At 64.7% G+C, this 24,165-nt stretch carries 27 protein-coding genes; 10 read left to right on the top strand and 17 right to left on the bottom strand.

What is annotated here, in order from left to right:
• The 6 genes from EP380_RS05590 to EP380_RS05565 form a co-directional block, all read right to left on the bottom strand.
• Window positions 1-678: an RraA family protein gene (locus tag EP380_RS05590; protein WP_238719742.1), complete on the bottom strand. Its 678-nt coding sequence runs from the start codon at window positions 676-678 to the stop codon at window positions 1-3.
• Window positions 679-717: 39 nt separating this feature from the next.
• A complete protein-coding gene (locus tag EP380_RS05585) occupies window positions 718-1,089 on the bottom strand; it encodes a RidA family protein (protein WP_106569840.1) in 372 nt (123 codons plus the stop codon).
• Between the two features lie 76 nt (window positions 1,090-1,165).
• Window positions 1,166-1,948 carry a substrate-binding periplasmic protein gene (locus EP380_RS05580; RefSeq protein ID WP_106569841.1) on the bottom strand — a complete coding sequence of 261 codons (783 nt, stop codon included), beginning with the start codon at window positions 1,946-1,948 and terminating at the stop codon, window positions 1,166-1,168.
• Window positions 1,949-2,007: 59 nt separating this feature from the next.
• Window positions 2,008-2,754 carry an amino acid ABC transporter ATP-binding protein gene (locus tag EP380_RS05575; RefSeq protein WP_127597253.1) on the bottom strand — a complete coding sequence of 249 codons (747 nt, stop codon included), beginning with the start codon at window positions 2,752-2,754 and terminating at the stop codon, window positions 2,008-2,010.
• 25 nt (window positions 2,755-2,779) lie between these two features.
• A complete protein-coding gene (locus EP380_RS05570) occupies window positions 2,780-3,445 on the bottom strand; it encodes an amino acid ABC transporter permease (protein ID WP_127597251.1) in 666 nt (221 codons plus the stop codon).
• Window positions 3,446-3,447: 2 nt separating this feature from the next.
• Complete coding sequence (locus EP380_RS05565; protein WP_164749764.1) at window positions 3,448-4,176, bottom strand: amino acid ABC transporter permease; 729 nt, start codon at window positions 4,174-4,176, stop codon at window positions 3,448-3,450.
• Window positions 4,177-4,431: 255 nt separating this feature from the next.
• On the opposite strand from EP380_RS05565, the gene EP380_RS05560 reads away from it, so the two are divergent.
• The 4 genes from EP380_RS05560 to EP380_RS05545 are packed head-to-tail and all read left to right on the top strand — an operon-like array spanning window position 4,432 to window position 8,645.
• Window positions 4,432-5,241: an IclR family transcriptional regulator gene (locus EP380_RS05560; protein WP_127597249.1), complete on the top strand. Its 810-nt coding sequence runs from the start codon at window positions 4,432-4,434 to the stop codon at window positions 5,239-5,241.
• A 14-nt stretch (window positions 5,242-5,255) separates the two neighbouring features.
• On the top strand, window positions 5,256-6,728 hold the full coding sequence (locus EP380_RS05555) for a M81 family metallopeptidase (RefSeq protein ID WP_127597247.1): 1,473 nt from the start codon (window positions 5,256-5,258) through the stop codon (window positions 6,726-6,728).
• Window positions 6,725-7,885 carry a M24 family metallopeptidase gene (locus EP380_RS05550; RefSeq protein ID WP_106569847.1) on the top strand — a complete coding sequence of 387 codons (1,161 nt, stop codon included), beginning with the start codon at window positions 6,725-6,727 and terminating at the stop codon, window positions 7,883-7,885. Before EP380_RS05555 ends, EP380_RS05550 begins: the two co-directional genes overlap by 4 nt.
• A 4-nt stretch (window positions 7,886-7,889) precedes the next feature.
• Window positions 7,890-8,645 carry a maleate cis-trans isomerase family protein gene (locus tag EP380_RS05545; protein ID WP_127597246.1) on the top strand — a complete coding sequence of 252 codons (756 nt, stop codon included), beginning with the start codon at window positions 7,890-7,892 and terminating at the stop codon, window positions 8,643-8,645.
• Between the two features lie 30 nt (window positions 8,646-8,675).
• On the opposite strand, the gene EP380_RS05540 is transcribed toward EP380_RS05545, so the two are convergent.
• The 11 genes from EP380_RS05540 to EP380_RS05490 form a co-directional block, all read right to left on the bottom strand.
• Complete coding sequence (locus EP380_RS05540) at window positions 8,676-9,425, bottom strand: SDR family NAD(P)-dependent oxidoreductase (RefSeq protein ID WP_127597244.1); 750 nt, start codon at window positions 9,423-9,425, stop codon at window positions 8,676-8,678.
• Window positions 9,426-9,472: 47 nt separating this feature from the next.
• On the bottom strand, window positions 9,473-10,336 hold the full coding sequence (locus EP380_RS05535; protein ID WP_106569849.1) for an amidohydrolase family protein: 864 nt from the start codon (window positions 10,334-10,336) through the stop codon (window positions 9,473-9,475).
• A complete protein-coding gene (locus tag EP380_RS05530; RefSeq protein WP_127597242.1) occupies window positions 10,333-11,250 on the bottom strand; it encodes a dihydrodipicolinate synthase family protein in 918 nt (305 codons plus the stop codon). Before EP380_RS05530 ends, EP380_RS05535 begins: the two co-directional genes overlap by 4 nt.
• Before the next feature lie 57 nt (window positions 11,251-11,307).
• On the bottom strand, window positions 11,308-12,330 hold the full coding sequence (locus EP380_RS05525; RefSeq protein WP_106569851.1) for a LacI family DNA-binding transcriptional regulator: 1,023 nt from the start codon (window positions 12,328-12,330) through the stop codon (window positions 11,308-11,310).
• 33 nt (window positions 12,331-12,363) lie between these two features.
• Complete coding sequence (locus tag EP380_RS05520; RefSeq protein ID WP_127597240.1) at window positions 12,364-12,870, bottom strand: DUF3830 family protein; 507 nt, start codon at window positions 12,868-12,870, stop codon at window positions 12,364-12,366.
• A gap of 223 nt (window positions 12,871-13,093) precedes the next feature.
• Window positions 13,094-13,429, bottom strand: a complete 336-nt coding sequence (locus EP380_RS05515; protein ID WP_127597238.1) for a RidA family protein — start codon at window positions 13,427-13,429, stop codon at window positions 13,094-13,096.
• A 73-nt stretch (window positions 13,430-13,502) separates the two neighbouring features.
• Window positions 13,503-14,345 (bottom strand): fumarylacetoacetate hydrolase family protein, encoded by an 843-nt coding sequence (locus tag EP380_RS05510; RefSeq protein WP_106569854.1) that lies wholly within the window; start codon window positions 14,343-14,345, stop codon window positions 13,503-13,505.
• Window positions 14,346-14,441: 96 nt separating this feature from the next.
• Entirely contained in the window at window positions 14,442-15,224 is a 783-nt protein-coding gene (locus EP380_RS05505) for a substrate-binding periplasmic protein (RefSeq protein WP_127597236.1), read from the bottom strand.
• Window positions 15,225-15,301: 77 nt separating this feature from the next.
• A complete protein-coding gene (locus EP380_RS05500) occupies window positions 15,302-16,075 on the bottom strand; it encodes an amino acid ABC transporter ATP-binding protein (RefSeq protein ID WP_106569856.1) in 774 nt (257 codons plus the stop codon).
• Window positions 16,076-16,077: 2 nt separating this feature from the next.
• Window positions 16,078-16,743: an amino acid ABC transporter permease gene (locus tag EP380_RS05495; protein WP_106569857.1), complete on the bottom strand. Its 666-nt coding sequence runs from the start codon at window positions 16,741-16,743 to the stop codon at window positions 16,078-16,080.
• A gap of 12 nt (window positions 16,744-16,755) precedes the next feature.
• A complete protein-coding gene (locus EP380_RS05490; RefSeq protein WP_106569858.1) occupies window positions 16,756-17,529 on the bottom strand; it encodes an amino acid ABC transporter permease in 774 nt (257 codons plus the stop codon).
• 223 nt (window positions 17,530-17,752) lie between these two features.
• Between EP380_RS05490 and EP380_RS05485 the strand changes: the two genes are divergently transcribed.
• The 6 genes from EP380_RS05485 (at window position 17,753) to EP380_RS05460 (ending at window position 24,063) form a co-directional block, all read left to right on the top strand.
• A complete protein-coding gene (locus EP380_RS05485) occupies window positions 17,753-18,490 on the top strand; it encodes a maleate cis-trans isomerase family protein (RefSeq protein WP_127597234.1) in 738 nt (245 codons plus the stop codon).
• A 302-nt stretch (window positions 18,491-18,792) separates the two neighbouring features.
• Window positions 18,793-19,833 (top strand): ABC transporter substrate-binding protein, encoded by a 1,041-nt coding sequence (locus EP380_RS05480; protein WP_127597232.1) that lies wholly within the window; start codon window positions 18,793-18,795, stop codon window positions 19,831-19,833.
• Window positions 19,834-19,996: 163 nt separating this feature from the next.
• The gene (locus EP380_RS05475) at window positions 19,997-20,824 is read left to right on the top strand and encodes an ABC transporter permease (RefSeq protein WP_127597230.1); all 828 of its coding nucleotides are present in this window, start codon (window positions 19,997-19,999) and stop codon (window positions 20,822-20,824) included.
• Window positions 20,825-20,835: 11 nt separating this feature from the next.
• Complete coding sequence (locus EP380_RS05470; protein ID WP_238719741.1) at window positions 20,836-21,612, top strand: ABC transporter permease; 777 nt, start codon at window positions 20,836-20,838, stop codon at window positions 21,610-21,612.
• A 5-nt stretch (window positions 21,613-21,617) separates the two neighbouring features.
• Entirely contained in the window at window positions 21,618-22,679 is a 1,062-nt protein-coding gene (locus tag EP380_RS05465) for an ABC transporter ATP-binding protein (RefSeq protein WP_127597228.1), read from the top strand.
• Window positions 22,680-22,740: 61 nt separating this feature from the next.
• Window positions 22,741-24,063 (top strand): amidohydrolase family protein, encoded by a 1,323-nt coding sequence (locus EP380_RS05460; RefSeq protein WP_127597226.1) that lies wholly within the window; start codon window positions 22,741-22,743, stop codon window positions 24,061-24,063.
• Window positions 24,064-24,165 lie beyond the last annotated feature (102 nt).

Genomic DNA, 24,165 nt, shown 5'->3' with positions numbered 1-24,165 from the left:
CTAAAGGATCCGGTGGCGCGTGAAGATCGTGCGCAGCGTTTCGCCGGCCGCCAGCTCGTTGCGTACCGTGGTTTCCGCGCGCACCTTGGCCAGCGCCACACCGACCACCTCGACGATCAGCGTGCGCGGCACGATCACCATGCCGTCCTCGTCGGCGAAAACCAGATCGCCGCTGTTGACGTCGACGCCGCCGATCTTGCCCGGCACGTCGTAAAGCACCAGCTTGCCGCGATATTTGGTGTCAACCGGCGTCGTGCCTGCACACACTACCGGAAAGCCCATTTCACGAATCATACGGGCGTCGCGCACCGAACCGTCGGTGACGAAACCGCCGGCCTTGAGCACCTGGGCGCGGGTCGACAGCAACTCGCCCCACGGCGCGATATGCGCCAACCCGTGGCAGGCAAGCACCGGCACCTCGTTCGGCTGCAGGCTGTCGACGAGATCGATCTCCTCGCCGTAGACGTCGAGCTCCTCACTGTCGTGATAGACCGGCATGTAGATGCCGACCCTGGCAAGGCCGCAGAGCGGCTTGGACACGTCGAGCAACCGCATGGCGCCGCGCGGCGACTGGTTGTAGAGACCGTGACGGTCGAGCGTGTCGCTCAAGACGGCGGCATAAAGCTCGCTGCGACACGATTCGATCGCGTCGTGAACGGTGGTCGGCATTTCGCTCATGAGATGGGCCTTTATATTGATGGATAGCTAGAGGTACGGTCAGACCGGTTTGTAGGCGACGACTTCGATCTCGATCTTGCCGTCGACGACAAGCGGCGAGACGACCGTGGAGCGCGCCGGCGGAGCGCTGCCGAAATGCTGCGCATAGACCTTGTTGAAGGCGCCGAAATCACGCGCGTCGTCGAGCCACACCGTGGTCTTGACCACATCGGCGAGCGTGCAGCCGCATTTTTGCAGAACCGCGACGATGCGCTGGATCGTCAGTTCGGTCTGCTCGGCGATGTTGCCGTTGATGATCGTGCCGGTCTCATCCAGCGCGGCCTGGCCGGACAGAAACAGAAAATCGCCGGCGCGCACGGCGGGCGCAAGCGGCAGGGGAGTTTTGGGGTCGACGCCGATCCGTTCGATCATGATGTCCTCGTCTTGAGCTTGGATAAAAAGACCCCGCCCGGCCGCCGGACGGCCTGGCGGGGTCGGGTGGAAAGAATTATTCGCTGAACATGGCCGACCAATCGGCCTTCAGGCCCTGCTGCTCGGCCGCTTCCTGCCAGATGTTGACCAGGCGCAGGAAATGATACTCGCCGCGCCGGATCCCGTAGGAATAGCCTTGCGGATCCAGCGGCTCGTCGGTTTCGAGAATGCGCACGTCGAGATTGTCGTTTTCCGCCACCAGCTTCTTGGCCGAAGCCGTATCGCTCACCATGGCGTCTGCACGACCGCTGGCAACGTCGACCAGCAACGTGGAAAGCTTGTCGGTGACCAGCGATTTCACCTCGGCGTTCTTGAAAAAGCGCTTGGCAAACCCCTCGTCGGCGGAGCCGGAGGTAACGACGATCACCTTGCCTTCCTGGTCGAGCGCGGCCAGATCGGCAATGTCGGTGTTGGGGCCGACGGTCACGCTTTTGGTCTCATGGCCGGAGGGCTCGCTGAACAGAATGCGCATGGCGCGCTCCGGCGTGCGGAACATCGGCGCCATGACGATGTCGCACTTGCCGGCCTCCAGGCTGGGGATCAACGTGCCCCAGGTGGCGTCGACATGCTCGACCTCGACTCCCATCGCCGCGGCCAGGTTCTTGGCGGCCTCGACATCGGACCCCTTCCATTCGTTGCTGGCCGGGTCCTTCACCGCCCAGGGAAACGCCTCGGCGTGACAGGCCTGCAGGACGCCGCGATCGCGGATTTCCTGGATCTGATTGTCGGCCGCGCCGGCGATCCCAGGTGCGGCGACCAGGGCGGCCAGCGCGGCCGCGATGAGCGTTTTGGATTTCATAGTGACTCCTCCAAGGTTGAACGTTTGTCTGTGGCGCCGCCGCGTGGCGGGCCGTCGTCTCACAACACCTTCGACAAAAACGCCTTCTGGCGTTCGTCCTCGGGCGCGGTGAAGAAGGTTGCGGGGGCGGCGTCGACCAGAAGCTGGCCCTCGGCCATGAAAAGGATGCGGTCGCCGACCTCGCGCGCAAACCCCATCTCGTGGGTCACGACGACCATGGTCATGCCGCCGCGGGCGAGATCGCGCATGACGTCGAGCACCTCGTTGACCATTTCGGGATCGAGCGCGGAGGTCGGTTCGTCGAACAGCATGATCTCCGGCTCCATCGCCAGCGCCCGGGCGATCGCAACGCGCTGCTGCTGGCCTCCCGAAAGCTGGGCTGGGTATTTATCGATCTGCTCGCCGATGCCGACCCGCGTCAGCAGCTTCTGCGCCGCCTCGTCGGCCTCGGCGCGGCCGAGGCCGCGTGCCGTCATCGGTGCCAGCACGAGGTTCTCGCGCACCGTCATGTGGCCGAACAGGTTGAAGTTCTGGAACACCATGCCGACCCGGCGGCGGATCGTCTCCAACTCGCGGCGCGGCCCCGGCAGGGTGTGGCCGAGCACATCGACCGTACCGCTGTCGATCGTCTCGAGCCCGTTCATGGTCCGAAGCAGGGTCGACTTGCCGCTGCCCGAGGGGCCGATCACGCAGACGACCTCGCCGGTCGCGATCGTGGTCGAGACCCGGTCGAGAGCGACGAACGTGCCGTAGCGCTTGACCACGTCCGTGCAACGGATCGCTAGCTTTGTCGCGCCGGCATTCATGGGCGTTGTGTCCAAGGAATGGAGATCATCGTGACGTCCTCTTGAAATGTCTGGTCTCGGCGCGGCGCACGTAAAGGCTGAGCGGGAAGATCAGCATGAAGAACAGCACCGCGACCGCCGTCAGGAATTCGAGATAGGCGAAGGTCTCGTTGCCCAATACGGTCGCCTGATAAACGATCTCGGCGACGCCGATCGTCGACAACAGGCTCGAGGCCTTCAGCAATTCAGTGAGAAAATTGACGAAGTTCGGCATCATCCGCCGAACCGCCGGCGGCAACACGACCCGCCGCCAGATCGTGGGTGCGGGCAGGCCGAGCGAAAAGGCGGCTTCCAACTGTCCCTTCTCGGTCGACAGGATCCCGGCGCGCAGGATCTCCGCGACATTGGCGGCCACGAACAGCGACAGCGCGACGATACCGCTGACCTCTGCCGACATGCGCAGCCCGAACAGGAGCGGCAAACAGGAATAGACCCAGAAAATCAGCACGACTTCCGGAATGGTGCGAAAAAAATCGATCACGAACACCGCGACCCGATAGCCGGGACCACGGCCCGACAGTTTGCCGAGGCAGAGCACGACACTGCCGACGGCCCCGAACAGGATTGCGTAAAACACGATGCGCAGCGTGACCAGCAGCCCCTGCAGGACAAGCGGATAATCGGCTTCGAGCGCGTTGAGGTCGAATGTCATGATCAGCGCCCCTCACGGCGGGCGAGCGAACGCTCGAGCCAATGCGTCGACTGGCTTATGGCGTAGCCGAACAAGAAATAGATCAGCGCGGCCAGCGTCAGGATTTCGATCGGCTTGAAGATTGCGTTGGCGATGCGCGTGGAGACTGTCATCAGCTCGCCGACCTGGAGCACGGTCAGGATGGCGGAGGCCTTGAAGAAGCTGATGGTCATGTTGACGAAGGGCGGGATCATCACCCGAAAGGCCGGGGGCAGGATGACGCGCCGCCAGCGCGTATAAACCGGGATGCCGAGCGCGTCGGACGCCTCGCCATAACCTGCGGGAACGGCCCGGATGCCGCCCCGTACGATCTCGCCAAAATAGGCGCTGGCCTGCAGTACGATGGCAATGACACCGCTGACGATCGCACTGGTGTTGATGCCGGAAACCAGCGGCAGGGCGAAGTGGATCCACAGCACCTGGACCAGAATCGGCGTATTGCGGAAAAGCTCGACATAACCGATGGCGAACCAGCGCGCCGCCGCCAAGGGCACTTGCGTCAAGACGGCCAGAATGGTGCCGAAAAACATACCGCAGGCTGCGGCGGCCGCTGTCAGAACCAGGGTCATCACCAGCCCCTCGGCCAGCGCGCCGCGATATTGCCACAGAACGGCGAAGTCGAGCCCGCCGACGATCCTCCAGTTGAGATTGACCAGGGCGAGCGCGATCAACCCCACGAGGCCCGCAGTCAAGCCGCCGCGTATCCAACGTCCGCCCGATGCTTCGATCAGCTCTCCGAAAAGGCCCATGCCCTTGCCTGCCCGCCTGTCACGGCTTTATATCAAAACGATGATCCGTTATTTCCGGTACAGCGTTCCAGTTTTTCATTGACATGTCGAGTCCTTTTTGCGTTTTTTATCGCTAAGGTGGTCAGCGCCGCCGCCGTGCGGCGCGAAAACACCCGGTCGCCTGGCCCAACCCGACGACCGCATTGCTTCAGGAGTGTGATGATGTCCCGAGACCTGCAGGCCGAGGATGCCCCGATCCGGGCGATCTTGAACGCCATGGACGCGCTGGAGTTCATCGCTCAGTCGCGCCAGGGGGTTGGCGTGCGTGAACTGGCCCGCATCCTGCGCCTGACGCCGGCGACCGCAAGCCGGGTGGTCGCCTCGCTGCAGGCCAGCGACATGCTGGACCAGGACCCCGACACGGCGCGCTACCATCTGGGGCCGCGGGCTCTGAAAATCGCCGCCGACCACAGTCGCAGCATCAATCTTCACGGCGTCGCCGAATCCTATCTGCGCGACCTGGTCGACGCGACCGGCGAGACCATTTTCCTGGGCGTTCTCGACGGCGCGGAGGTTGTCGTCATCAACCGGATCGATTCGCCGCAGCCGCTGCGCATGGCCGGCGAACTCGGCACCCGCGAACCCGCCCACTGCACCGCCCTTGGCAAGATTATGCTTGCCTCCAAGCCGACCCACGAACGCGCCGACCTGGTCGCCCACCTCGCTCTGGAGCCGGGGGCCGGCAACCGGGTCATGACGCGCGAGGCGCTGGAGGCCGTGCTGGAGGAAACGGCCGGGCGCGGCTGGGCGCTCGACGACGAGGAACATTTCGAGGGCGTTCGCTGCGTCGCCGCCGGCATCGTCAATTCCGAGGGCCGGACCATTGCCGCGATCAGCGTGTCGGGGCCGGCGGTGCGGATGACGGACGCGAAAATAGCCGCGACCGTGCCGACGCTGCGCGCCATGGCGGCGGCGATCTCGCGCCGCCTCGGGTACCGTCCGGCCGACGCCGTCAACGCCCCGCGCTGAGGAGAGGCTCAGCAATGCGTGTCGCGATCGGCGGTTTTTATCATGAGACGAACACCCGCGCGCGCACCGTCACGCGCCTGACGGATTTTCAGGCCTATCAATATGCCGAGGGCGCTGCCCTGGTGCGGACTTTCGCCGGCACCAACAGCGAAATCGGCGGCATGCTCGACGGGGCGGCCGAGGGCGGGCACGAAACGGTGCCGCTTCTGTTTGCCGCCGCGGTGCCGTCGGGCCCGATCGAGCGCGCCTGCTACGAGCAACTCCTCGGCCGTTCGCTCGCCCTGCTGGCCGAGGCAGGGTCGGTCGACGCGGTCCTGCTTTCGCTGCACGGCGCGGCCGTCGTCGAAGGCATCGACGACCCCGACAGCGCCTTCGTCGCCGCCGTGCGCGCGGCCGTCGGCCAAGACGTGCCGATCGGCGTCACGCTCGACTATCATGCCAATATCGGCTCCGAACTGTTCAACGCGGCAAGCTTCATCTCCGTCTACCGCACCTACCCCCATACCGACATGGCCGATCGAGGCCGGGAAGCGGCACGCGTCACGCTGGCGCCCGACGGGCCGCCGCCGGGCGTGATGCGCAAGCTGCCGCTGATCACGGTGCCCCTGGTTCAGGCGACCGGCGATGCCGGCATGGCCGGCGCCATGCGCGCGTTTGCCGACGCGCTGGCGACGCCGGGCGTGGTCAGCGCCTCGCTCGCCATGGGCTTTGCCTATGCAGACAGTCCCAATCTGGGCGCGACCGTTTTGGCCTATGGCGGCGAAGCGGCGCAGCGCGCCGCCGACCGGCTGGCGCATGCGGTGTGGGAAGAACGCGCGACCCTGCTGCCAAAACTGGTCGAGCTTTCCGCGCTGCCCGCCGCCCTGGCCGCCGACGGTCGGGGCCCGACCATCGTCGTCGACCCCTCGGACAATGTCGGCGGCGGCAGCGCCGGCGACGGCACCGCCTTGCTCGAGACGCTGCTTGCCGCCGGTATCGGCGGCGCCGTGGTGATCACCGATCCCGAGGCGGTCGCGGTGGCGGGGACCGCCGGCCTCGGCGGCGCCTTCGACGGCCTCGTCGGCGCGAAAGCCGATACGCTGCACGGCAGACCGGTGCGGCTGCGCGGCCAGGTGAACTGGCTCGGGCAGGCCTCCTTCACCAATACCAGCAGCTACATGACCGGTTTCGTCACCGCGATGGGCGACTGCGCGGTCGTCTCGCACGGCGACCTGCATGTCGTGCTGACCAGCCGGCGCACGATGCCCTTCGACACCGGCATTCTCACCGCCGTCGGCCTTGCCCCCGAAGCGCAGCCGGTGATCGTGGTCAAATCGGCGATCGCCTGGCGCGCCGCCTTCGCCCCGATCGCACGGCGCGTGCTCGTCGCCGACACACCCGGCATCTGTCCGGCGCGGCTGCGGGCCGAACACTACACCAAGGTGCCACGGCCGATCTGGCCACTCGACCCCGATATCGACCTCAATCAGGAAAGCCCCACACCATGAGCGTCACCCGTGAGGATGTGTTTTCGGCCGCGGAGTTCGAGCGGCGTCGCGACCGCGTTCGCAGCGCTATGCGCGCACAAGACCTCGACGCGATCGTGCTGCACGACCCGTCGAACATCTACTATCTATGCGGCCACCACACCCTCAATATCTGGGATTACCAGTGCCTCGTGCTGCCGCTCGATGGCCTGCCGTTCATGGTGCTGTGGCAATTCGAGCAGGGCCGCTTCAACGCCAGCGCGAGCGCCTGCGAGGCGGTCTATTTCGACAACGGCGCCGAACCTGTGGCCGCGACCGCCGCAGCGCTCGCCACGCACGGCCTGGCCAAGGCGCGGATCGGCCTGGAGGCGGCGGGCGGCTTTCTGAGCCCTGCCCGCCACGCAGCCATCGTCGAAGCCTTGTCCGGGGCTCGCATCGCCGACGCCAGCGGCCTGGTGGAAGACGTGCGCGCGGTCAAATCTACGGCTGAGCTCGACGTCATGCGCCAGGCGCAAACCGTCACCGATGCGGCCATGCGCGCCGCGCTCGGCGCCATCCGGCCGGGCGCCAGCGACCGCGACATCACCCGCGCGATGGCCGACGCGCTGATCGCAGGCGGCACACAGGGCTTTTCGATCTTTCCGATGGTCGCCGTCGGCGCGCGATCCGGCGTGCCCCACCATGCCCAGATCGGCGCCACCGTGGAGAACGGCGACACGGTGTTTCTGGAATGTTCGCCGGCGCTCCATTGGTACCATGCGCCGCTGATGCGCACGGCCGCGCTGGGGACGCCGCGCGACCCGTTCGTGGAGGAGGTGGCGGCGGTCGGCACCGAAGCCATTGAGGCGATGATGCAGGCGATGAAGCCCGGCGTGGCCGCCTGCGAGGTCGCCGAGGCCGGCGCGCGCGTCGTCGACCGCATCCGCGACGGGATCCTGTTCCACGATTTCTACGGCTATTCGGTCGGCATCGGCTTTCCGCCGACCTGGATCGTCGGCGGCACGATGCAGATTACCCGCGACAACCCTCGCCCACTCGAGGCCGGCATGACCTTCCATTTTCCTATGACGCTGCGCAAGCTCGGCGTGTTCGGCGTCGGCCAAAGCCGCACGGTGGTCGTCACCGAGACCGGCTGCACGGCGCTCAGCGCCCTGCCGCTTGGCCTCGACAGGGTCTGAGGCCATGACGCAAACAAAACTGCGCCTCGGCCTGGTCTTCCCCGGCGGCGGCTGCGAAGCCGATTTCTACCGCTTCGAACGCGGCACCGGCGAGGCCGTCCGGGTCTATTTCGCGCAGGCGCGATACGGCGCCGTCGAAGGCGCCGACCACCATCCCGACGCGCTGCGCGAGACGGCGCGCGTCGACTGGATCGTACAGGCCGCGCATCGCTTGTCGCAGGTTCCGCTCGACGCCGTGGTCTGGGCCTGCACCAGCGGCAGCTTCATCAACGGCCGGCGTTTCGCCGAGGAACAGGCACGCGGCATTGCGGCGGCGACCGGTGTGCCGGCGACCAGCACCTCGCTCGCCTTCGCGGCCGCCGCGCACGCCCTGTCGGCGCGCAAGGTCAGCCTGCTTGCCACCTATCCCCAGGACACGGTGGCGTTCTTCACATCGTTTCTGGCCGAATACGGCATCACGGTCGAAAACAGCCGCAGCCTCGGTTTCGACAGCGGCTGGATATCGTCCGGCTTCGACGGCGACGCGCTGCTGCGCGCGGCCGAACAGGCAATGGCGCCCGGCACCCAGGCCCTGCTGATTCCCGACACCGCGCTTCCCACGCTCGGCGTCATCGACGCTCTGGAAAAACGCCTCGGCCTTCCCGTCCTCAGCGCCAACGCGGTCACGCTCTGGCACGGCATGCGCACCGGCGGACAGGTCGTGCCGGTCAGCGGGTTGGGAACGCTGCTCGCGGATTTCGCAGAGATGCCGGCCGTGTAGGCGCGGCAGGCACCCCAGGAGGAGCCCCACTCAATAGGTGGCGCGACCGCCCGAGATGTCGAAGACCGCTCCGGTGCTGAAGGAGCAGTCGCCGGAGGAGAGCCACAGACACATCTTGGCTGCTTCCTCGACGGTGCCGAAGCGGCCCATCGGCACTTTCGACAACATGTAGTCGATGTGCTGCTGCGTCATCTGGTCGAAGATTTCCGTCTTGATGACCGCCGGCGTGACGGCGTTGACGCGTATCCCGGTGCCGGCCAGTTCCTTGCCGAGTGACTTGGTCAGGCCCAGAACGCCGGCCTTCGAGGCGCTGTAGGCGGCCGCGTTGGGATTGCCTTCCTTGCCGGCAATCGAGGCGATGTTGACAATCCGGCCGTAATCGGCCTTCTGCATGGCCGGCAAAACCGCCTGGCAGCACAGAAACGTGCCGTTCAGATTGACGTCGATCACCCGCCGCCAGGCGTCGGCGTCGTATTGGGCGACGGTGTCGTTGGGACCGGTGATGCCGGCCGAATTAACCAAAACGTCGACACGTCCGGTTTGCGCCAGCAGGCCCGCCACGGCCGCCTCGATCTCAGGCTTGGCTGTGATATCGAGCGCCGACGCGCTGACCCTGTCTGTCCCGATCCCCTCGGCCGCCCGGTGCACGCGCTCGTGGTTGTTGTCCCACAGACAGACCCACGCGCCGGCGGCGTGGAAGCGCCGCGCGAGTTCGAGCCCGATGCCACCGGCCCCGCCGGTGATGACCACGCTCTGTCCGGTGAAGTCGTATTCGACCATCGTCATCTCCATAAATACTTGTGCGGCAAGGCTCGTCCGCGACGGGTTCAAATGGGGGCGTGCCACCATTTTTCGAACGGGTTGCTGTACAGGATCGTGTCGATGACCTCGGCACTGACTGGCGGCACGCGCGGGCTGTCGTGATCCTGCGAACAGACCAACAGCCCGTCGACCGCCTCGTCGAAGGTCGAGAACGGGAAATCCGTGCCAAAAAACACCTTGTCGGCGATCGAATAGTCTTGGATCTCGGCCAGGCATTTCTGCAGAATCCACGGCCTGTAGCACAGGCCGGTGATTTCGCCGTAGACGTTCGGGTTCTTGCGTACGATCACCGCCGCCTCGGCCGTCCAGGGATGGCCCATATGCGCCATGATGATCTTGAGGTCGGGATAGGCGAGCGCGACAGGGTCGACATGCAGCGGGCGCCCGAACTCGATACGGGATTTCGGCGGAAAGGTCGTGCCCATGTGCAGCGTCAGCGGCACGTCATTGGCCTGGCAATATGCATAGACCGGCTGCATGCGCGGGTCGTCGAGCCCGACGCCGTTGTAGATCGGGCCGAACTTGACCCCCTTGAACTTGAGCTGCTCGACCGAGTGCCGGAGCCGTTCCATATAGTCCGGGCGGCGCGGATCGACATAGGCGAAACCGACAAATTTTTCGGGATATTTCGCGACCGCGGCGGCGGTGGTTTCCTCCGCGCCCTGGATGCCGATACTGTCGCCATATTGCGGACTGAACACGATGACGCGCTCGAAACGCGCCAGTTCGCGCGCCAGCGTATCGGCGTCGCTGGCCGGCGGAAGGCCGCCCGGCCGCACGCGAGCCAACTGCTCGTGGTAGACCGGCAGATACTGCTCGGGGTCCCATACATTGACGTGGCAGTCGTAGAGGGGGCGCTTGGTAGTCATGCCGCTTGTCCCGCTTGTGCCAGCACGGTCTGCGCCCAGGCACGGACCCGTTCGCGCCCGAAAGCGCTTGCCATGCTGTGCGGCGCACGGCTTTTTCCACTCAACGCGCTTACACGCTCCGCGATCAGGGGCTTGCCGTAGACCAGCAGCGTATCGATCGATTCCATGATCATGTGCCACAGTGGCAGCACCTGCTTGTAAAGCGCGACGGCGCGCGCCTTGTCGCCTTCGTTACCCGACATGTAGAGACGGTAGATTCGCGAAGAGATGTCGCCGGTCTCGGCTCCGGGGATGAAACCGGCGCAGCCGGCCTCGATGCAGTCGATCATGCCGACGCCGGCCTGACCGTTGAAGACGTCGAACGCCCCCTCGGTGCGGGTGATGAAATCGCCGACACCCAGTGCCGACATTTCCGTCTTCATCATCGTTAGATTCGGGTGCTGGGCCTGCATTTCGACAAGGCTCGCGACCGAAAAGCCCTGCCCGAGATATTCCGGCGCGATCTGGATGCCAAGCGGCAGGTCGATGCCGTCGGCGACCGTACCGAAAAACCGCATATGCTCGGTTTCGGAAACATCGCGCACAGCTGCCGGCTGCAAGATCAGCCAACTTGCCCCGCACTGCTTGGCCAGCCGACCGAACGCGATCTGGTCGCGTGCCGTCCGCTCGGCAACCGTCACGGCCAGCGGTACGCGCCCGGCGATCGTCTCGCCTGCGCATTCGACAACACGCGCGCGCTCGCCGGCCGAAAGTTTGTGCACCTCGCCGGCCAGTCCCAAGATGGTGATCCCGTCCGCGTTCCAGCCGATCAGGGCCTCGATCTGCGCGCGCAGCGCGGCAAGGTCGAGCTCACCATCCTCGTCGAAGAAGGTGTAGGCCATCGGGTAGACACCCTTGAAATTCGTTCTCGACACAGTTTTCACCAGCCTTTCGATCTAAGCCGCGCGGTCGAACCGCAATACGGCGCGTGTTTAGGTTGTTTGGCCCTGAACCAGCTCCACCGGCAGCACGATGTCGCGGTCCTCGAACTCGCCGTCGTCGATGCGGCGGGTCAATGCGGTCGCGGCCGTGCGGCCCAGTTGCTCGGCAGGAGAGATGACGGTCGTCACCTTGGGAGAGAAATAGCGCCAGAAATTGAACCGGTTGAACCCGGTCAGCATGATCTGATCCGGCAGTGTCAGGCCGCGCTGTTCCAGCACGGTGTGGGCAGCTATCGCCATCTGGTCGTTTGCGGCCAGAATGGCGTTCGGCTTGCCGCCCTGGTCGAGGTAATTGGCCAGCGCCACCTGCACGTCGGCGTCCTTTTCGCTTTCCGACACCAGCACGCGCATCTCCACGTCCGGTCTCGAATGGAGCGCTTCCCTGACGCCGCCGACACGCTCGCTGATCGCCGGCCACTCGACCTGCGGTACGACCACCAGCACCGACCGGGCACCGCGCGAGACCACGTGTTCGGCCAGCAGGCGGCCGCCGCCGCGATCGTCCTGGCGGATCGAACAGATGTCCGGCTCGGCGCGCTGGACGCCCTCCTGGAACAGAACGATTGGCTGACGCAGGCTCTTCAGAAGTTCGCGCAGATTGTATTTCGTCGGCTGGCTGCCCGACAAAAGCAGGCACAGCCCGTCGGTCTCCATGCGGCGAAACGCCTTGGCTTCGCTCAGTTCGTCCGTGAACACGCCCTGTATGGTCAGCGAATAGCCCTGCTCCGCCAACTGGGCGCACAATCCGTCCGCCAGCGCGGCAATGAACGGATCGCCAAGGAATTTGCGCTCGTCGTAAAGCACGATGAAGCCGATCGAGAACATACGCGAGGACCGCAGGGCGCGCGCGGTGGCGCTTGGCCGGTAGCCGAGTTCGTCGATCGCCGCCTTGACACGCCGCCTGGTTTCCTCACCGACCAAGTGATCGCGACCGTTGATGACGTTGGACACGGTCATCACCGAGACGTCCACGGCCGCCGCGATCTCCTTCATGGTCAGCTTCTTCTTGCTCATGACAGCGCCTTCACGCCCTCTCCTGCGGACCGGTCACCCGGCCTCGATCCACATCTGCCTGCCGGCGGCGCCCTTGAACCACACGTCCCGGCACGCGGCGGCCATGGCGTCGATGTCGTCAAGCTTTTCGGCCGTGGCGATGATCGTGCCGGGAATCGGTCCGTGCGGCCCCGACAGAAGACTGTTTCCGGATTCGTAGAAATAGGCCAGGTCGAGCGCCAGCTCGCCGTCGGCGACGCCCGGGATCCCCGGTGGCAGAGGCACGCCTTGCGGAAGCGGCAAGTACACCAGGTCGCCGCGCGAGGGATATACCGACAGGCTTTCGGCGGCCGGAACGGGGTCCGGCATCTTGCACAGCGTATAGATTTCGTTGTTGGCGTATTTGGCGTGCCATACCTGATGCCGGACTGGCAGCAGGTCGAGCACGGCCTTGCAGGTCGCCGGCGCAGAGTCCCAGCGCAGCCTGAGCCGGATGGACAAATCCACTCCGGAAAGACCGATGCGCACATGCGTCGGACGATCGCTACCCGTGATTGTCATATGTGATCCCCGTAAAATCGCGACATCTTCATCTAGCTTGTAACTTTAACGATAAATGTACGTATAGTCAAGCAGTTCGCACCAAAACCCAGCACCAGGAAGTCGACCGGCCCGAGACGGAAAGGCCCGAAAACTCCGGCGTCCGCCAGCGGCGGCGGCAGAACGCGCGCGGCGAACGACGCCGTCGACGTGGCCTTTTCCACCCGGCGATACCGGGCGGCGCTCAAAGCGGCTTGTAGGCGATCGCCTCGATCTCGACCTTGGCGTCCACGACCAACGGGGAAACCAACGTCGAGCGCGCCGGCGGCGCATCCTTGAAATATTCAGCGTAGACCTTGTTGAAAGCGCCGAAATCGCGTGCGTCGTCGAGCCAGACCGTGACCTTGACGATGTCTTCGGCCGTGCACCCGGCATCCTTCAGCGACGCCAGCAGACGATCGAGCGTCAAACGCGTCTGCGGGACGATGCCTCCGTCCAGCACGTAACCGTCCTTGTCGAGGGCGGCCTGCCCCGAGGCGAAGACGAAGTCACCGGCCCGCACGGCGCCGGAAATGGGCAAAGGGGTTTCCAAAGGATAACGTGTAATCACGGTTCTCGATCCTGTGTGTGTTGGTTGAACAATGTCGCGACGGTCAGGCCGTGACACGCTGTCGCTGTTCGCCGAGCCCCTCGATGCCCAGCCGCATCACGTCGCCGCCGCGCAGGAAGCGTTGCGGCGTCATCCCGAGGCCGACGCCCGGCGGCGTGCCGGTGGAAATGACATCGCCCGGCTGCAAGCTCATGAACTGGCTGACATAGCTGACCAGTTCGGCCACGCCGAAAATCATCGTCGCGGTGCTGCCGTCCTGAACCCGTTCGCCGTTCAGTTCGAGCCACATCGGCAGAGCCTGGGGATCGCCGACCTCGTCTGCGGTCACCAACCAGGGGCCGAGCGGACCGAACGTGTCGGCACTCTTGCCCTTGACCCATTGTCCGCCGCGCTCGATCTGGAAGGCGCGCTCGGACAGATCGTTAACGACGCAATAGCCGGCGACGTGGTCAAGCGCGCTTTGCAGCGGCACCGATTTGGCCGGACGGCCGATCACCACGCCGAGCTCGACCTCCCAGTCGGATTTGAGCGAGCCCTGGGGCAGCACGACATCGTCGTTCGGACCGACAATGGCGCTGGTCGCCTTCATGAACAGGATCGGCTCGTCGGGAATGGCCATGCCGGATTCGGCGGCATGGTCGGAATAGTTCAAGCCGATGCACACCATCTTGCCCACCCCACCGACACAGGGCCCCAACCGCGGATTGCCCGCGACCACCGGCAGTGCCCCGCCGTCGGCGATCTCAGCTATCCGGGCCAGCGTGTCGGGCAACAGGGTTTCGCCGGCAATGTCGGCGACGACCCCGGACAGGTCGCGAAGTTGGCCGTCATTGTCGAGCAGTCCGGGGCGTTCCTCGCCCTGCGGGCCAAAGCGCAGCAGCCTCATTGGTAAAATCTCTCATATTATGCGGTTTCGAGGGGATGGCCCGACCTGCCAGCGGCGAGCCAGTCGGGCCATCCGGCTTTCAGGACGTCGACGCGCTCACTGGGCGAATTCGTCGTGCCATTTCTGCTTCAGGCCCTGCTGGTCGGTGTTGATCTGCCAGATGTTCACCAATTGCTGGAAGCCGTATTCGCCCATCGGCAGGGCGTAGGAATATCCTTGCGGATTGAGCGGATTGTCGGGCTCGATAATGGTCAGGTTCATCGCCTCATTGGCGCCGACGACCGAGCGCAGCGTGGACGTGTCGGTCAGGAAAGCATCGACGCGACGGCTGGCTGCCTCGATTCCCAATGTGGAAATCTTGTCGGTCACCAGCGCCTGGATCTTGGCGTTCTTGAAAAACCGGCTCGCAAAGGCTTCGTCGGCCGAACCGGAGATCACCGCCACCGTCTTGTCGGCCTGATCCAGGTCGGCATAGCTCGCAATGCCGGAATCGCCGCGTACGGCCACGCCCATGGTTTCGTAACCGGTCGGTTCGGTGAACAGCACGCGCATCGCGCGTTCGGCCGAACGGAAGATGGGCGCCATCGCGATATCGCATTTGTCGGCTTCCAGCGACGGGATCAGCGTGGCCCAGGTCGCATCGACATGCTCGATCCCGACACCCATCGTCTCGGCGAGATGGGCGGCGGCGCGAATGTCGGAGCCGACCCATTCGCCGCTCGCCGGATCCTTGACGCCCCAGGGTGCCGCTTCGGCATGACACACGCGCAAGGTGCCGTTGTCGACGATCTTCTGGATCTTGTCGTCCGCGGCGAAGGCGGCGGTTGCGCAAAGCAACGCCGCTGCCGCCGCCGTGACGAGGCTAAAGGTCTGTCTCATGGTGTTTTCTCCCTTTTACCGTGAGCTGATATGTTTGACGTCCACAATCGCCGGAACCGCCCGTAGGCGGCGCCCGGCTAAAGAACCTTCGACAGAAAGGCCGCGTGCCGCTCATCCTTGGGAGAGGCGAAAAACGTTTCTGGATCGGCGTCGACGGACAGGACGCCGTCGGCCATGAAAAAGACCCGGTGGGCGACTTCACGCGCGAATCCCATTTCGTGGGTCACGACGAGCATGGTCATGCCGCTGGCGGCCAGGTCGCGGATCACCTCGAGCACCTCCTTGACCATTTCGGGGTCGAGCGCCGAGGTCGGCTCGTCGAAGAGCATGATTTTCGGCTCCATCGCCAGGGCCCGGGCGATGGCGACGCGCTGTTGCTGGCCGCCGGAGAGCTGGCCGGGATATTTGTCGACCTGATTGCCGATCCCCACCCGGTCGAGCAGTCTTTCGGCCCGCGCGTTGGCTTCGTCGCGCGAAACCTTCAGCGCCGCGGTCGGACCGAGCGTGATGTTTTCGCGCACCGTCAAATGCATGAACAGATTGAAGCTCTGAAACACCATGCCGACGGAACGGCGCAACTGCTCGGTCTCCTTACGTCGGCCCGGAAGCGTGTAGTCCAGGATCCGGATGCGGCCCTCGTTGATCGGCTCCAGACCGTTCAAGGTGCGAATGAAGGTCGATTTGCCGCCGCCGGAGGGGCCGACGATGCAGGTCACGTCCTTCTCGCGGATTTCCGTCGAAATCCCGCGCAGGACCTCGAACGAGCCGTAGCTCTTGCGGATGTTCTCGACGCTGATGACGACGGGCGTTTCGGCCGCGGCGCTGCTGGTTTCCACTCGGCTTCCTTCCATCATTAGTGTCCCGCCTTGCCCGCGAGTTTCTGGTTGGCGCGGCGCACATAAAGGCTCAGCGGGAAAATCGTCACGAAGTACAAAACCGCGATCGCGGACAGAAATTCGACATAAGCGAAGGTCTTGGAGCCCAGGACCGACGCCTGGTAGGCCATTTCCGCAACGCCGATCGCCGAAAGCAGGCTGGTTGCCTTGATCAGTTCGGAGAGAAAGCTGACCAGCGCCGGCATCATGCGGCGAATGGCCGGCGGCATGATGATGCGCATCCAGATGACTCGGACCGGAATGCCGAGCGCCAAGGCGGCCTGCACCTGCCCGCGACTAGCGGAATTGATGCCGGCGCGGAATATCTCAGCCAGATAGGCCGACGCGAACAGGCTGAGCGCCAGGATGCCGCTGGCTTCCGCCGTCAGGCGAAAGGAAAACAGCAGCGGCAGGCAGGAATAGACCCAGAAGATCAGGACGACTTCAGGAATGGTGCGGAAGAAATCGATATAGGCGACGGCAAACCGATACGGCCAGCCCCGGCCTTCCAGCTTCATGAAACAGGCGACAAGCCCCAGGACCGTACCGATCGCGAGAGACACGGCGCAAATGCGCAGCGTCACGAGCAAGCCCTGCAGGATGAGAGGGTAGTTGTTTACCAGGTGCTGGATTTCAAAATTCATCACACCCTCCGCTCATTTCGCCGCGCGTTCGAGACGCAGGGTGAGTTGGCTCAGGATGTAGCCGAGAACGAAATAGATCACGGCAGCCGCGGTAAACAGCTCGATCGGCTTGTAGACCGCATTGCTGATCCTGTTGGTGATCGTCATCAGTTCGCTGACCTGCAACACCGACAGGATGGAGGTCGCCTTGAAGAAGCTGATCGTGAGATTGACCAGCGCCGGGATCATGGACTTCAGGGCCGGCGGCAGGATCACCCGCCCCCACGTCGTGCGTGCCGGCAGCCCCAGGGCGTAGGCGGCCTCCCACTGCCCCTTGGGGACGGATTCGATGCCGCCCCGCACGATCTCGGAGAAATAGGCGCTGGCCTGCAGGGCGATCGCGATCGTTCCGCTTTGCAACGCCGTCGTGTTCCAGCCGGTAAAGACCGGCAGCGCGAAGTGAATCCAGATCAGTTGAACCAGGATCGGCGTATTGCGAAACAATTCGACATAGGCAACGACGACCCAGCGCACCAGCGCCAGCCGCGATTGCGACAGCGCGGCGAGCACGGTGCCCGCCGTAAGGCCGCACAGGCCGGCGATGGCGGTCAGGTAAAGCGTCACCATCAGCCCCTTGGCGAGCGCAAGCCGGTAGTCCCACACCACCGAAAAATCCAGTGAGGCGAGAAGCTGCCAATTGACGTATTTCCAGGCAGCGACGCCGATCAGCGCGAGCGTGGCCATGACGGCAACCAAGCCCCAAGGCGAGCGCTTCTCCTCGACCTGCTCCTCCAGTGCGAACATCATGCCTCCCGTTCACGATCAGGTATTTAGCCTTGATTGAGGTCTTATTTAACGTTAAATGTAGCTGTAAACCCGCTCCCCGTCAAGAGAGCTTCGAAACCCGGCCTTGGCGGCGCGCGGACCGCGCCAAAGACAGGGCGTAAAATGGGTCCCTTTTGGAACCCGAACGCAGCTCCGGCGCACGGAGCAACCAACCGGCCGACCCCGGCCTTCGGAGGACATACGGATGAATGAGTGCGTGCGGATCGGGATGATCATCCCCAGCGGCGGCCCCGAGGCCGACTACTACGCGTTCGAGCAGGCGGCCGACGCGGGCGTGAAGCTCTATTTCACCATCTCGCGGATTGGCGGCGCGCACGGCAACGACCACGATCTGGACGCCTTGCGCGAGACGGGTCAACTCGCCTGGATCACCGAGGCTGCCCAACGCCTGCGCGGCTTCGATCTCGACGCCATCACCTGGGCCTGCACCAGCGGCAGCTTCATGTCGGGAAGCGCGTTCGCCGCCCGCCAGGCCGAGGCGATCGGCCAGGCGGTGGAGGCGCCGGCGACCAGCACGTCCCTATCCTTCGTGGACGCCATGCGCGGTCTCGGCCTGCGCAAAGCCAGCGTTCTGGCCACCTATCCAGAGCCCACCGCGCGCGCGTTCTGCTCGTTTCTTGGCGAGGCCGGACTGTCGGTCGACGCACTCACCTGTCTCGACATCCCTACCGGTTGGGATGTTCCCGCCCTCCCCACCGAGACGATCGTCGAAAAGGCCGTCGAAGCGTTTTCGTCCGGTTCCGACACGCTGCTCATTCCCGACACCGCAATGCCCAGCCTGCATTTCATCGAAACACTCGAGGATAGGCTCAACGTGCCGGTGCTGACGGCCAATGCAGTGACGCTGTGGGGAGCACTGGAACTGACCGGACGCCGACCCTCGGTGTCTGGGTACGGCACCCTTCTCGGCCGGGCAGTTTAACGGCCGCGCTCCGCGCAGCATCAACGACCGGGCTTGCGCCGACCGCGGCGGCGCCTCCCCGTCCGACCGCCGGCGCGGCCGACGCCAGCGGCAACCCTAACGACGATGGGAGCGATTTCGGTTGCCGCGCGGCCCGGCTGCCACCATGGCGATTGTTTTTTCGATTTTTTGTGCCGTCTGACGGTTTTCCAATTGGAAAACCCGGTCCGGACACGGTTTTGCCTTGCCGCACGCGGGAAGCAAAAATAGTCTTTTTTGCCGCCGTCGACCTCCCGCGGCGAAACCGAAACAGAGGGCAAGACATGATCGGCACCTATTCGCGCATCCTCGCCGGCGCCGCCTGTGCGGCGGCCATGCTGGCGGCAGGCCCGGCAGTGGCGCAGTCCAAGACGCTGACGATTTCCTGGTGGGGCTTCAACGGCGACAAGCTCAACGAGTACATCGTCCAGCCGTTCCAGAAACAGTGCGGCTGCGAGCTGGTCTTCGAGACCGGCAACAATGCCGACCGGCTGAACAAGATCAAGATCCGCAGCGGCGGCGGCGTCGACGTCGCCTATTTCACCGATTCCTATTCGCAGATCGGCATCGAGGAAGGCCTGTTCCAGCCGATCGATCGCTCAAAAATCCCGAATATCGACGGGCTCTACGAGATGGCGCAGGCGCCGCAGGGCGAATACGGCCCGGCCTACTCGATCGGCCGCGTGGGCATCGTCTACGATTCGGCCAAGGTCGAGCCGGCGATCACACGCTGGAGCGATCTGTGGCGCGACGACCTGAAGGGTCAGATCTCGCTGCCCGGCATTACCACGACGGCCGGCCCGATGGTCGTCATGCTGGCCGGCGACAAGGCCGGCACCGACGCCTTCGAGGACGACGGTCCGGCTTTCGCCGAGATCGAGGCGCTGAAGCCGAACGTGGTCAAGAATTACAAGACCGGCTCAGAGATGATCAATCTGTTCTCGACCGGCGAGGTGACGGTGTCGCTCGCCCAGGACTTCGCGTTGGCGCAGTTGCAGGCGGCCGTGCCGACCGTGGTGTGGGCCGACCTGGAGGACGGCGCAGTGGCAACGCTGAACACGGTCAACATTCCCAAGGGCGCCGCAAACGTCGAGCTCGCGCACGAATTCATCAATTTCATCCTCGACCCCGAATTGCAGAAAACGCTTGCCGCCAACGGCGTCGACGCACCGGTGGTGAAATCGGTCGAACTGACGCCGGAACAGGCTAAGCAGTGGACCTATGGCGCGGAGATGATCGATAATCTGAAGCGTGTCGACTACGCCAAGATGAACGCCGCCAAGAGGGGCTGGATCGACCGCTGGAACGAAATCTTCGGTATGTAGGGCGGCCTCACACCCGTCCTTGGGTCAAAACCCGCGGCGGATGCGGCGACATGGATGGGGACGGCGGCGGCACCGCCTCCCTTTCCAAACCCTCAGCGTGCCACGGCAGACAGCGTCCACACCCAGCCCGCGACGGCTCTACTAGAACGCGGAAATTTCGACCATGCCCAAACGTTTCGCCGGCTGGATACTCGCCTTCCCCGCGACCGTCTTGGTGGCGCTGTTCCTCATCGTGCCGGTCACCCTAACGATCGCCACCACGTTCGGCGACGGCTCGGGGCCGGTCGCGCCCTATCTCGATTTCTTCAACAGCGGCTTCCGCCGCACGGTGTTGTGGCGCACGCTCGAGGTCTCGCTGGCAACGACGGCGATCTCGCTCTTGCTTGGTTTCCTGACCGCCTATGTGGTTTCGCGCGCGCCCGGCCGGCTGAAAAGCATCCTGATCATCGCCGCCGTGTTCCCGCTCCTGACCGGCGTGGTCGTGCGCTCCTTCGCCTGGCTGATCATTCTGGGCAAGAACGGCATTTTGAACAATTTCCTGACCTGGATCGGCGTCATCGGCGAACCGCTGTCGATGCTCTATACGGAAGGGTCGGTCATCGTGGCGATGGTCTATCTGTTCACGCCGCTGATGATCCTGACGCTGGTCGGGGTGCTCGAGAACATCCCCGACGACGTCATCCAGGCCTCCGCCTCGCTGGGCGCCACTCCGGTCGCAACCTTCCGCCAGGTCATCTTCCCGCTCGCCGTGCCGGGCCTGATCGTCGGCGCCGTGCTTGTCTTTACCGGGTCCTTCACCTCTTACGCCACGCCCCAGCTCCTCGGCGGCGAGCGTCAGATGATGATGGGCACGCTGATGTACCAGGCCGCAATGGTCAATTTCGACTGGGTCAGCGCCTCCACCATCGCCACGATCATGGTCGTCATCACCGTGTCGGTGGTGCTGGCCATGACCCGCATCGCCAAGCGCCTCAACCCGATGACGACGTGATGAACACATCCATGCCCCGCTCTCTCGTCGCCTTCGCGGCGGTGGTCTATATCTTCCTGGTCGGGCCGCTGATCATCGTGATCGGCGCGGCCCTCAGCGACACCTCCTATCTGACGTTTCCGCCGCAGGGCCTGACCTTCAGGTGGTTCGAGAATATTTTCGAGATCAGCGCCTTCCGCCGTACCATCGTGACCAGCATGCAGCTCGCCTTTTTGGCCACAGGCCTGGCGCTACTGGTCGGGATACCCGCCGCCTACGCACTCAACCGCCACCGCATCCAGCTGCCGTCCTGGCTGTCGACGGTGTTCGTGCTGCCAATCCTGGTGCCGGAGATCGTGCTTGGTTTTTCCTTGCTGAAATCCGTTGCCGTCGGCGCTTCGCTGCCGATCTTCCTGTCGCTTCTGATCGGCCATACGCTGATCGTGCTGCCCTATTGCGTGCGGGTGATCTCGGCCAGCCTGTCCTCGTTCGACTTCTCGATCGAGGAGGCCGCGATCAGCCTCGGCAGCCGGCCGGCAAAGACCTTTTTCACCATCGTGCTGCCGAATGTGCGCTCGGGCGTGATCGCCGCCTTCATCCTGGCCTTCATCACCTCGATCAACGATGTGTCGACCTCGCTGTTTCTGACCGGGCCAGGCATCTCCACGCTGCCGATTCAGATTCTCGCCCATGTCGAGCAGTTCTTCGACCCCACGATCGCTTCCGTATCCGTTTTGCTGATGGTGCTGACCGTCGCCGTGATGGCGATCGTGGAACGCACGCTCGGCCTGACCTTCCTGACAAAGTAGACACGATGACCCAGCCGCTTTCCGTCGAAAACGTCACCGCCCATTACGGCACCACCAAGGTGCTGGAGGACCTGTCGCTATCGGTGGCAGCCGGCGAACTGGTTTCGCTGCTCGGTGCGTCGGGTTGCGGCAAGACGACCACGCTGCGCCTGATTGCCGGCTTCCTGGAACCGACAGCGGGCCGGATCACGCTCGGTGGCCGCGACCTGACCCGGCTGCCGGCCTATCGGCGCGACATCGGGCTGGTGTTCCAGAACTACGCCCTGTTTCCGCATCTGAGCGTGCTCGACAATGTCGCCTTCGGGCTCAAGCAGCGCGGCGTCGGCTCGAGCGAACGCAACGGCAAGGCACAGGCCATGCTCGAACGCGTCGGCCTGTCGGGGCTGTCGGACCGCCTGCCCGGTGCGCTGTCGGGCGGCCAGAAGCAACGTGTGGCGCTGGCGCGCGCGCTCGTCATCGAACCGCCGCTTTTGATGTTCGACGAACCGCTATCCAATCTCGATGCCAAGCTCAGGGTCGACATGCGGGTGGAGATCCGCCAGTTGCAGCGCGCCAACGGCACCACATCGGTCTACGTGACCCACGACCAGGAGGAAGCGTTCTCGATCTCCGACCGGGTGGCGATCATGAATGCCGGGCGCCTGATGCAGTTCGACACGCCCGAAAATCTCTATCAGCGGCCGGCCAACGCCTTCGTCGCGCGTTTCGTCGGCTTCGAAAACCTGATCGCGATGCGCGTCGTGGCGCGCGAGGGCGACCAGATGACGGCCGAGGCGGCCGGCGGCACCCGGCTCGAGCTCAGCCAGGCCCGGTTCGGCGACATCCCCGACCGGTTCGTGCTGGCGACGCGGCCAGACGGGCTGTCCGTCAGCGCCGACCCGAACGCGCCGGGCATTCCCGCCAAGCTGGGGCTGCGCACCTATCTCGGGCGCGCCTACCAGTATCAATGCGAGACCGAAACCGGGCGTCTGATCGCCAACGGGGCGCTGTCGACACCGCTGGAACCCGGCAATCCGGCGCGGCTGGTGCCGGTGCCCGACCAGTGCTGCGTGCTCGACGCGGAGTGATGGCCGAGAACAGCCCGTTGATGCCTTCACCTGACATGCCCCAACCCGACCGGGACCACTCATGACCCTGCTGATCACCAACGCCACGCTGCTGCCCTGCACGCCGGAGATGCCGGTGATCGAGAACGGGTTTGTGCAGATCGAGGGCGAGACGATCACCGCGACGGGCGCCGGCCCAGCGCCCGCCATCGACGGCGCCGAAACGTTCGACGTCGATGGCGACATCGTCATGCCAGGCATGGTCAACCCCCATTGCCATATGGCGATGACGTTGTTTCGCGGCCTCGGCGAAGATGTCGACGACCGGCTCTATCGTTACGTGCTGCCGCTGGAACGCAAATTCGTCACACCGGAGATGGTGCGGGCCGGCACAAGGCTCGCCGCGCTGGAGCTGATCGCCGGCGGCGTCACCACGGTGGCGGACATGTACTATTTCGAAACCGAGGTCGGCCGTGTGATCGACCAGGCCGGCATGCGCGGCGTCGTCGGCCAGACGATCGCCGATTTCGACCCGCCCGACCACACCACCATCGACGCCGGCTTCGCGTTGACCGAAGACCTTGTGGCCGAATTTACCGGCCATCCGCGGGTGATCGCCTCGATTGCGCCGCATGCGCCCTATTCGACCGATATCGCGGTCATGAACCGGGTCGCGCGCTGGGCCGACGCCCACCCCGACGTGCCGGTGCAGATCCATCTGGCCGAGATGGATTCGGAAATGGACTGGTGCGCCAAGAATCACGGGCTTCGTCCGGTCGAATTGGTCGAGAAAGCCGGGTTGCTGCGCAAAGGGTTGATCTGCGCCCATTGCCTGCACGTGTCGCAAAGCGACATCGAGAAGATGGCGCGCGCCGAAGTCTGCGTTGCCCACAATGCGCGCTCCAACGCCAAGGCCGGCCGCGGCATCGCGCCGGTGGAGGCGATGCGGGCGGCCGGCCTGCCGGTCGGGATCGCCACCGACGGGCCGATGAGCGGCAACACGCTCGACCTGTTCTCACAGTTCGCGCCGGTCACAATGTTCCAGAAGCTTCTCGGCCACAGCCGCAAGCCGATGCCCGGTGTGGACGTGATCCGCATGGCCACGGTCGAGGGCGCGCGCGTGCTCGGCCTCGATGCACACATCGGCACGCTGGAGCATGGCAAGCAGGCGGACCTGATCCGCATCGACATGACGGCCCCGCGCCTGCAGCCGGTCTACGATCCCTATGCAACGCTGGTATTTTCGGCCATGCCGGATGATGTGCGCGACGTCATGGTGGCCGGATCGTGGCTGATGCGCGACCGCACCGTGCTGACGCTCGAACGCAAGCAGGTCTTGCGCGACGCGCTGCAGGTGGCCACGCGCTTCAAGGCCGAGATGACGCGGATCGACGCCGGCGGCTGAACCTGGACCACGACAAGCCGGCCCGCTGGCCGGGCGCCGGCATTGCGCTTGGCCAGCCCGTCCGGCATGGATCGCCGACGCGACCCGCAATCGACAGGAGAC

It is taken from the genome of Nitratireductor alexandrii (genome assembly GCF_004000215.1).
Taxonomy (GTDB): domain Bacteria; phylum Pseudomonadota; class Alphaproteobacteria; order Rhizobiales; family Rhizobiaceae; genus Mangrovimarina; species Mangrovimarina alexandrii.
The sequence above is the reverse complement of the archived record's forward strand: the minus strand, read 5'-3'. Positions and strand labels throughout refer to the sequence as shown.

Excerpts from the sequence above, each read along its gene's own strand:
- EP380_RS05590 (WP_238719742.1), bottom strand. The coding sequence starts at position 678 with ATGAGCGAAATGCCGACCACCGTTCACGACGCGATCGAATCGTGTCGC.
- EP380_RS05585 (WP_106569840.1), bottom strand. The coding sequence starts at position 1,089 with ATGATCGAACGGATCGGCGTCGACCCCAAAACTCCCCTGCCGCTTGCG.
- EP380_RS05580 (WP_106569841.1), bottom strand. The coding sequence starts at position 1,948 with ATGAAATCCAAAACGCTCATCGCGGCCGCGCTGGCCGCCCTGGTCGCC.
- EP380_RS05575 (WP_127597253.1), bottom strand. The coding sequence starts at position 2,754 with ATGAATGCCGGCGCGACAAAGCTAGCGATCCGTTGCACGGACGTGGTC.
- EP380_RS05570 (WP_127597251.1), bottom strand. The coding sequence starts at position 3,445 with ATGACATTCGACCTCAACGCGCTCGAAGCCGATTATCCGCTTGTCCTG.
- EP380_RS05560 (WP_127597249.1), top strand. The coding sequence starts at position 4,432 with ATGATGTCCCGAGACCTGCAGGCCGAGGATGCCCCGATCCGGGCGATC.
- EP380_RS05555 (WP_127597247.1), top strand. The coding sequence starts at position 5,256 with ATGCGTGTCGCGATCGGCGGTTTTTATCATGAGACGAACACCCGCGCG.
- EP380_RS05550 (WP_106569847.1), top strand. The coding sequence starts at position 6,725 with ATGAGCGTCACCCGTGAGGATGTGTTTTCGGCCGCGGAGTTCGAGCGG.
- EP380_RS05545 (WP_127597246.1), top strand. The coding sequence starts at position 7,890 with ATGACGCAAACAAAACTGCGCCTCGGCCTGGTCTTCCCCGGCGGCGGC.
- EP380_RS05540 (WP_127597244.1), bottom strand. The coding sequence starts at position 9,425 with ATGGTCGAATACGACTTCACCGGACAGAGCGTGGTCATCACCGGCGGG.
- EP380_RS05535 (WP_106569849.1), bottom strand. The coding sequence starts at position 10,336 with ATGACTACCAAGCGCCCCCTCTACGACTGCCACGTCAATGTATGGGAC.
- EP380_RS05525 (WP_106569851.1), bottom strand. The coding sequence starts at position 12,330 with ATGAGCAAGAAGAAGCTGACCATGAAGGAGATCGCGGCGGCCGTGGAC.
- EP380_RS05520 (WP_127597240.1), bottom strand. The coding sequence starts at position 12,870 with ATGACAATCACGGGTAGCGATCGTCCGACGCATGTGCGCATCGGTCTT.
- EP380_RS05510 (WP_106569854.1), bottom strand. The coding sequence starts at position 14,345 with ATGAGGCTGCTGCGCTTTGGCCCGCAGGGCGAGGAACGCCCCGGACTG.
- EP380_RS05505 (WP_127597236.1), bottom strand. The coding sequence starts at position 15,224 with ATGAGACAGACCTTTAGCCTCGTCACGGCGGCGGCAGCGGCGTTGCTT.
- EP380_RS05500 (WP_106569856.1), bottom strand. The coding sequence starts at position 16,075 with ATGGAAGGAAGCCGAGTGGAAACCAGCAGCGCCGCGGCCGAAACGCCC.
- EP380_RS05495 (WP_106569857.1), bottom strand. The coding sequence starts at position 16,743 with ATGAATTTTGAAATCCAGCACCTGGTAAACAACTACCCTCTCATCCTG.
- EP380_RS05490 (WP_106569858.1), bottom strand. The coding sequence starts at position 17,529 with ATGATGTTCGCACTGGAGGAGCAGGTCGAGGAGAAGCGCTCGCCTTGG.
- EP380_RS05485 (WP_127597234.1), top strand. The coding sequence starts at position 17,753 with ATGAATGAGTGCGTGCGGATCGGGATGATCATCCCCAGCGGCGGCCCC.
- EP380_RS05480 (WP_127597232.1), top strand. The coding sequence starts at position 18,793 with ATGATCGGCACCTATTCGCGCATCCTCGCCGGCGCCGCCTGTGCGGCG.
- EP380_RS05475 (WP_127597230.1), top strand. The coding sequence starts at position 19,997 with ATGCCCAAACGTTTCGCCGGCTGGATACTCGCCTTCCCCGCGACCGTC.
- EP380_RS05470 (WP_238719741.1), top strand. The coding sequence starts at position 20,836 with ATGCCCCGCTCTCTCGTCGCCTTCGCGGCGGTGGTCTATATCTTCCTG.
- EP380_RS05465 (WP_127597228.1), top strand. The coding sequence starts at position 21,618 with ATGACCCAGCCGCTTTCCGTCGAAAACGTCACCGCCCATTACGGCACC.
- EP380_RS05460 (WP_127597226.1), top strand. The coding sequence starts at position 22,741 with ATGACCCTGCTGATCACCAACGCCACGCTGCTGCCCTGCACGCCGGAG.